This window comes from Cupriavidus sp. 05N40 (assembly GCF_056397305.1).
Map to the genome: position 1 here is coordinate 1 of NZ_JBFTND010000279.1, position 7,451 is coordinate 7,451.

At 58.7% G+C, this 7,451-nt stretch carries 8 protein-coding genes and 1 pseudogene; all 9 read right to left on the reverse strand.

The window, feature by feature from the left end; translation table 11 throughout:
- Positions 1 to 1,226 (reverse strand): MFS transporter (locus tag AC1DO7_RS37490; RefSeq protein WP_477117314.1); only part of this gene is annotated, 1,226 nt, incomplete at its 3' end.
- Between the two features lie 873 nt (positions 1,227 to 2,099).
- A pseudogene (locus AC1DO7_RS37495) lies at positions 2,100 to 2,210 on the reverse strand (IS5/IS1182 family transposase); the annotation flags it as partial.
- A 549-nt stretch (positions 2,211 to 2,759) separates the two neighbouring features.
- Positions 2,760 to 4,076 carry an epoxide hydrolase family protein gene (locus tag AC1DO7_RS37500; protein WP_441623528.1) on the reverse strand — a complete coding sequence of 439 codons (1,317 nt, stop codon included), beginning with the start codon at positions 4,074 to 4,076 and terminating at the stop codon, positions 2,760 to 2,762.
- A gap of 13 nt (positions 4,077 to 4,089) precedes the next feature.
- A complete protein-coding gene (locus AC1DO7_RS37505; RefSeq protein WP_441623530.1) occupies positions 4,090 to 4,515 on the reverse strand; it encodes a cupin domain-containing protein in 426 nt (141 codons plus the stop codon).
- A 133-nt stretch (positions 4,516 to 4,648) separates the two neighbouring features.
- On the reverse strand, positions 4,649 to 5,065 hold the full coding sequence (locus tag AC1DO7_RS37510; protein WP_441623540.1) for an Ohr family peroxiredoxin: 417 nt from the start codon (positions 5,063 to 5,065) through the stop codon (positions 4,649 to 4,651).
- Between the two features lie 119 nt (positions 5,066 to 5,184).
- Positions 5,185 to 6,141, reverse strand: a complete 957-nt coding sequence (locus AC1DO7_RS37515; RefSeq protein WP_441623532.1) for an alpha/beta fold hydrolase — start codon at positions 6,139 to 6,141, stop codon at positions 5,185 to 5,187.
- Positions 6,142 to 6,171: 30 nt separating this feature from the next.
- Positions 6,172 to 6,393, reverse strand: coding sequence for a DUF2798 domain-containing protein (locus tag AC1DO7_RS37520; protein ID WP_441623534.1), 222 nt, complete (start codon positions 6,391 to 6,393; stop codon positions 6,172 to 6,174).
- Between the two features lie 54 nt (positions 6,394 to 6,447).
- Entirely contained in the window at positions 6,448 to 7,032 is a 585-nt protein-coding gene (locus AC1DO7_RS37525; protein WP_441623536.1) for a TetR/AcrR family transcriptional regulator, read from the reverse strand.
- A gap of 91 nt (positions 7,033 to 7,123) precedes the next feature.
- On the reverse strand, positions 7,124 to 7,451 hold a 328-nt coding region (locus AC1DO7_RS37530; protein WP_477117315.1), incomplete at its 5' end, for a fumarate hydratase C-terminal domain-containing protein.

Consider the following 7,451-nt stretch of genomic DNA (forward strand, 5'->3'; position numbering starts at 1 on the left):
GCCATGGGCAGAACGAAAGCGATGTATAGGTTGGCAACGGACCATCCTCCGTCCAACAACGCGCCCACTGCAAGAGGTGAAAGTACCGCTCCAATTCGGCCGGCACCTGCCGCGAGACCGACGCCAGTCGTCCGGATTCCGGTCGGATAGATTGTCAACGACAAGGCATACATGCCTGCTACGGATGCGGTGAGCACGGCGCCAAGCAGAATGCTGACTGCCATCACCACGTTGAGAGAGGTGGTGTGGGTGCCGAAGGCGAACATAAACGCGCCACCGGCTACCAGGCTGGCGATGAGAAGAGGACGCAAGCTAAATCTGGCGGATAGCAAACTAAATAGCACTGATCCTGCAATGCCCCCAAGATTGAGCAACACGCCACCGGTAACGCCTTGTTCGGCTGACATGCCGGCTTGCACTAGCAGCTTTGGCGTCCAACTGGCGACGAAGTAAAAACTTCCCAGGACAAAGAAGAAAGCGGCCCACAATGCCAGCGTCCGATGAAGCAGCGGTGCCCTCATGAGCGCGGCACCACCATCGAATGGCTTAGCGGCCTCAGTCACGTTGGTCAGCTCGGGAAGCGTGTCAATCGGGGAGCGCTTCATTCTGACAAGTGTCCGATTGATTGTTCGAAGCGCGTGGGCAGGACGCTTGGTGAGGAGGTAGTCGAGAGACTCGGGTAGCACGGCGAGCACCATTGGGATGGCCAGAAGCGTAGCTACGCCGCCGAACGCGAAGACGCTGCGCCATCCCCAGATCGACATCAGGTAAGCGGCAATGACACCGCCTACGGTAGCCCCCACGGCATAACCGGTGGACTGAAAACTAATTGAAGCGCTGCGCCATCTGTTCGACGCGTATTCCCCACCAATTACCACGATGCTGGCCACCATGCCTCCAATTCCAAGCCCCGTGTAAGCGCGCGCTGCGGCAAGCTGCAGGACGCTTTGCGTGACCGAGCTCACAAGCATCCCGCTCCCGATGATGCACAGACAACACAGGATGACCTTGCGGCGGCCGATCCGATCGCCAATCGGAGCGATCAAGACTGATCCGACGCCTATGCCGACCAGTCCCGCGCTGAGAAGCAAGCCAAGCTCCTTGCCACTCAGTCCCCACCCGGCGGCGAGTTGGGGCGCAGTAAACGCCATCGCCAGTACGTCAAATCCGTCGAGCATGTTCAAGATGATGCACGCGATGACGGCCACTGTCTGAAGCGTGCTCATGGGCGACTCATCGATTATCTTCCGAATATCTGTACTCACTCCGCTATCCTCCTGAAGGTTAATATTGCCAGCTGATCTGGCTGATTTGCACTTAGCAAGTGCGGCAGCAGCTCTTATTGACGTTCCCTCGTCTTCTCAGAGGAGGAGACTCAGCACATATAGACGATACGAACGGGCGACTTCGCATATGCGATTGCGGCTGGCTGCTGCAATGCTGGCGATCTTTTGTGGTCAAGCCCGTAGCTACTCGTTCCGTGCCATAGCGTAGTGAAGGGTCATTGTGTGGTTATAGGCGCCGAAAGTGGCCTCGGATTGGGAACCTGTCATCACTTCCGGTTTCCTAATCTGAAGCCGTATTCGGCGTCGTCGACCGTTACACAAAGATGTGGTGACTGCGGCCATCGTTTTTTTCCTGAATGTTGTGGACGAGCGGATTAGCCCTGCGTTGGCCGACAACCCGGCCTGCTCACGCCCGATAGCTGGCCACACTCTGCGATTGGTATGGACCTCCACAATCGACGAAGCGCGGCCGCGTCGCAATATCGCGAAGGAAAAGACCGTGATTCGGAAATCGAATGATCCAGCTACAAGCCAATTTCGATGGGGAAAGTGGGCACGCGAAAGCGACGCGATATAGCGGTGCGCGCCGCAAATAGTGTTCATCACATTTGTCTGCGCAATGAACGCCGACCTACTCTTTGTCTATCGCAACCGCAAGTGGGGTTCGCATGCTGGGGCTACTCTGAATAAGGTGGGTGAACCGAGTCACGTAGACTGATCAGGAGCGTGTTCGAGCGGAAAGTGGCACCGTGAAGAGAATTCGCCATCACGTACCCTCGCTGGGGTGTGCTGGCGAGGCGCCCCTTTCGCCCTTTACGGGCGGACTGCTCCCATCAGATGCCCTCGACTCAGGTAACGATTGACCAGCGCTAGCGCCGTGAAGGAACGGCCGGCATACTTCTTCAGGCCGCGGTAGCTGACTTTGCAGCAGCTTCCAAGCGGCGGGATTGCTGCGCGACTCGCTTGCTCACTGATGTCGGACGATTGGCACAGCGCCTGACATAGCAGCGGACCAGAGCTTCATTGCACGCCGCCGACAAATTTCGGTGAGTGCCCATCTTGTAAAGGATTTCGACCTTGTTGAATATTTCCCTTTCTGATGGATTGAGGCTCGCAACGGGAGCGACGGGACTGTCCAAAGCCATTGGTGTTCGTGCAGTCCGAGTTGACGCGGGCCCATTTTGCCGCTGATACCTATGCCGAACGCTACGGCAAGTCGCTTGCGTTGTATTCTGAGGCCGGCATCTTGCGGGTCAACGCCAAAGACGCGGTGCGCGCGGTGAAGCTGAGAATAGAGAATCAACGCAGGCGCGAACGGCGTGCCGCCAGGTCGCTGAGTTGTCCGGCAAATAGCCTGCGCAGGGGGAGAGCGGCGAGCCTATGGCCGTCGAGGCAGCGCTCGAGCGGGCATTGATCGCTCGCTTTGGCACCGTGAACCGTGTGCCGAGACCGCTCCTGCGCAGTATCTTCCGCTCAGCGCAACGATCGAAACGCAGATCTTAGTTCTGCACTGAACAGCTCAGGCTCTTCCCATGCCGCAAAGTGACCGCCTTTGTCGACGCGGTTGTAGTAGATCAGGTTTGGATACGCTCGTGCCAGCCACTGCTTCGGCGGCCGGTAGACCTCCCCAGGGAAAACGGTTACTGCCACTGGAACGGTGATGGGGGCATTGTTTGCCGGGGCGACACTGGTTTCCCAGTATATCCGTCCGCTCGATGCACCCGTATTTGTGAGCCAGTAGAGGGATATGTTGTCAAGGATCGCGTCACGGCCTAGTGCCCGTTCCGGATCGCCACGCGAGAATACCCAGTCGGCCTGCTTGTCATAGATCCACGCTGCCAGCCCCGCCGGCGAATCGGCTAGGCCATAGCCGATGGTTTGCGGTCGCGTTTGCATGATGGCCGCGTAACCGAATCCCTTGTTGAGGAAATCCCTCGTCTCGTCGAACACCTGCCTTTCTTCGGAGGTCAGGCTTGCCGGCGCAGGGTCCCCGCTTTTTAGCGCCATAGCGATCGCCGGTGGCAACGTCGTGGCGCGCTCGATGCGGTTGACGTGGACGCCAAGCAGCCCTTCAGGTGCCAGACGGCCAAGAGCGTCGGAGATGATTGCGCCCCAGTCGCCTCCCTGCGAAACGTAGTGCGCGTATCCGAGCCGCTTCAGCAGAACGTCCCAAATTCGTGCGATGCGGCCTGGATTCCAGCCGGTGTCCGTGGGCTTCTGTGAAAAGCCGAAGCCGGGAATCGACGGAATCACAAGGTGGAACGCATCGCCCGCGCTGCCACCGTGCGCTGTGGGATCCGTCAGCGGACCAATGACGTTGAGCAACTCGAACACCGATCCTGGCCAGCCGTGTGTCATGATGAGCGGCAGCGCATTCTCATGGCGCGAGCGGACATGGATGAAATGAATGTCCAGGCCATCGATGCTTGTCAGGAACTGAGGCCAGGCATTGAGTTTTGCCTCGGCCTTTCGCCAGTCATAGCTCGTTGCCCAATAACGCATGAGCGGCTGAAGTTTTTCAAGCTGCACGCCCTGGGATCGATCGCCGATTGTTTCGTGATCGGGCCAGCGCATAGCGGCTAGGCGGCGGCGCAGATCGATGAGGGCCACTTGCGGGACGTGCGCGCGGAATGGGCGGATCGCATCTGACGCCACGCTATGCCCGGATTCTGCCTGCGCAGCGGTAACCAGGGTTGGGTAAAGCGTGGAGAGCGTTGCCGCCGCCACGCCGCCTAATAGAAGTGTTCGGCGCGACAGATTGGGAGCTTGACTGGATCCTTGCGTGTTCATGGGAATGCCTCCTTTAATGCGCTGCGGCTGATCCAGGTGGTTTGGCCGGCACTACCAGAGGCGCGCTCTTTTTGACGATGTAAGTTGCCAGTTCGGAGGCCTTGCCGCTGCCGACATTCCGCGCCGAATGGGCACTCCCGGCCGGAATGAACAGCGCGTCGCCGGCCTTCAGTGTGACAGGCGGCTTGTCGTCGAGTTGGTATTCCAGCGTACCTTGCAGAACATAGGCGAGTTCTTCCCCAGGGTGCGAATGTTTTGGTGCGAATGCGCCGGGGTCAAAGTCAACGCGTACCTGTACGCCCTCACGATCGGGCACGCTGAGGTCGCGCTGGACGAGATCGGTGCGGTGGACTCCAGGCGTTTGCGCTTGAGCCGTTGGTAAAAGGAAGCCACTGATAGCGATAAGCAGGGCCGAGGCGAAGAGTCGGGTCATTTTCATTGGCAGGTTTCCGTGATGAACGACGGATGGGATTCACGGGAAGGTCCGTGGCACGCATCGGCGAGAATCGACCAATGCGCGCGAAACAGGAGAGGGTTTCTTATCTTATGTGTCGTGCGGAATTCGACCGTCCTCAGACGATTCTGATTTCGACATCAATATTCCCGCGCGTGGCCTTGGAGTATGGGCAGAGCTGGTGTGCGGTATTTGCGACAGACTGGGCGACCTGGCGGTCAAGGCCCGGCAGGCTGACGTTGAGCCGCGCCGCCAGAAAGTAGGCGTCTCCGGTCAGGCCGAGATCCACTTCAGCCTCAACGGCCGCGTCGGCCGGAAGCGCGACCTTGGCCGCCCGTGCCGCTTTGGCGATTGCACCTAGGAAGCAAGCCGACCAACCGGCGCCCAGAAGCTGCTCCGGATTGGTACCGCTGCCGTCGCTGCCGGGTCCTGAAAGGTCGACGACCAGACGGTCGTCGGAACTGCGGGAATTGCCGTTGCGACCGCCGATAGTGCGGGTCTTGCCGGTGTAAATCACTTTGTCGATTTGATTGATCATCTCGGGATGTTCCAGGTTAAGGGTTGTTTGCCACGCGGAGTTCAGCGTCGTCAGGGGCGGCGCCTACGTGCCACGCGGAATGAGGGCGGCTGCGCGGGCCCGCTCGCGATGCGGGCTCACCGGAATGAGGCGCGAATTTCTTCTACGGTTTGCTGCGGGTCCTGCAGATGCGGGTAGTGCCCAATCCCGTGAAGAAGGCTGAACGGTGCATGGGCCTTCCCGGCGAACTCGATGCCCATTTCTTTCTTGATGTAGATGTCTTTTTCACCCCAAACCACCTTCACGGGCGTCTTGAGCCGGACCAGGTTTGACTCGAAATACTCCTGGTCCCGCGTGAAGTGTGAGTAGTAGTAGTAGAAAGCGTCCGCTGAGGTGATCTCCCCGTGGCCCCATCCGCGCGACATGTCGTCCTTGAGTTCGTCGGATAAGTCGAACTGCACTTCTCTGGGCAAGCCGCGCCTGTAGGCGTTCTGGAGAACATCCTCGCGATTTGCATTCAACTGAACACGAGCCCGCTCGGCGGAAGGTTGCGACTTCAGGATCTGCAGGCTCTCATACATGTATTGAGGTCTGTCGAACGGGGCGAAGTCGCCCACGATAATCGTCCTGGCAATGTCCGGTTCTTCGAGCGCCAGCAGAAGGGCCGGCAAGGCTCCGATATCCGTTGCGTAGATTGTGAGTTTTGACGTGTCGATGCCTGCCTTGCGGATGTAAGCCTTCAGGAGACGGGCATAGTCTCTCGGTGCATAGGAAAACTTGTCGGCCGTCGGTCGCGACGATAAACCGTAGCCGGGCCAATCGATGGCGTGTACTTCGTAGTCGTCGCCAAGAGCCAGGGCAATGTCCTTCCAGGCGTACAGGGTCTCCGGGAATCCATGCAGGAAAAGAACGGTTCCTTTCGGGCCAGAGTTGTGCACGACCATCCTTCTTAGCGAGATGTCCTTGTCGATATCGATGAATCCGATCTCGGCTTTCTGTACCTGCCTGTGGGAATCGTGGGCGCATCCCGACGCAATCAAAGCGCCAAGAACGAGCACGAAGGTAAGCATCCGCTGTGGGAATGGCTTGGACATGTCAGTGATCCTCGATGCGGGCCTGTCGGCTTAGTAAATCAAGCGATCGACCTGCGTTTGCAGACGCGGACCGAACAGGAGGATGGTAGGAATGACGATCACATAGCCGATGCCCCAGGAACGCAGCCACGTCAGGGCAAATCCTTCTGAGAAGCCGAGATTGAGAGCAAGGAGGACGAAGGAAATGATCCCGGTCGTCACAATTCCCATCGACAGGGCGAATACGACTTTCCGTTTCAGTTCGACGCGCATGGTTACTTCCCCTGGCAGATAAAATACCGAATGGTATATTTTTGGTCGAAAAAATCACGCCAGGTCGACGATGGTTTTTTCCACCGCCGACATCACGACCTTGCTGTAGCCGGCGTTGCCGGTGAGGCGAGAGATCATGATGGCGCCCTCAATCAAGGCAATCAGCGTGACGGCAGTCTGCTCGGCGTCGACGCCATTCCGGAACTCCTGCGAGGCAATCCCTGCCTTGATGACCGTGATAAGGTTCGCCTTCCAGCCCCGGAACGCCTCCATGGCCTTCTCGCGCAGGGCTGGGTGAGTGTCGTCGGCTTCAATGGCTGTGTTGAGCAGCGGGCATCCCCCCTCCGGGAAATCCTCAGGCAGGTTTTCGTACACGCCTGTCAATGCCAGCAGCTTCTCCTTGCTGGTTTCTCGCGTGGCCATGATGGCCCTGACTGCTTCCTGCGCCTGCTTCCAGTTGTGATCGAAAGCGGCAAGTGCTACCTCTTCCTTGTTGGCAAAGTTGCCGTAAACACTCCCCTTCGTCAGCCCGGTGGCCTCCGCCATGTCGGCCAGGGACGTACCCGCATAGCCCTTGACGTTGAAGAGCGGTGCTGTCTTCTCGACGATGAACTGACGGGTTCGCTGAGCTTTATTCATGGAGGCAAGAATATACCAATCGGTATTTTTGTCAAGGGCACCCGTGGATCCGATTGAGGTGATCTCTCCAGCTCCCGTGAACTACCGGAGGTCATAATGGGGCGGAAAGTGCACCCGTCGCAATGCGCCAGATGCGCGGTCCGCTTTCGTGGACGCTATTGCCGCTGGCATCCACGGCGACGACGACGGGCAGGTTCTCCACATCGAACTCGTAGATGGCTTCCATGCCGAGATCGCCAAACGCAAGGACGCGAGAGGACCGGACCGCCCTGGAGATCAGATAGGCGGCGCCTCCGGTCGCCGCCAGATAGACGCAGCCGTTTTTCACGATCGCGCCGATCGCATCCGGTCCGCGCTCGGCCTTGCCGATCATGCCGATCAAGCCGGTGGACGCAAGCATGCGCTCCGCGAACTTGTCC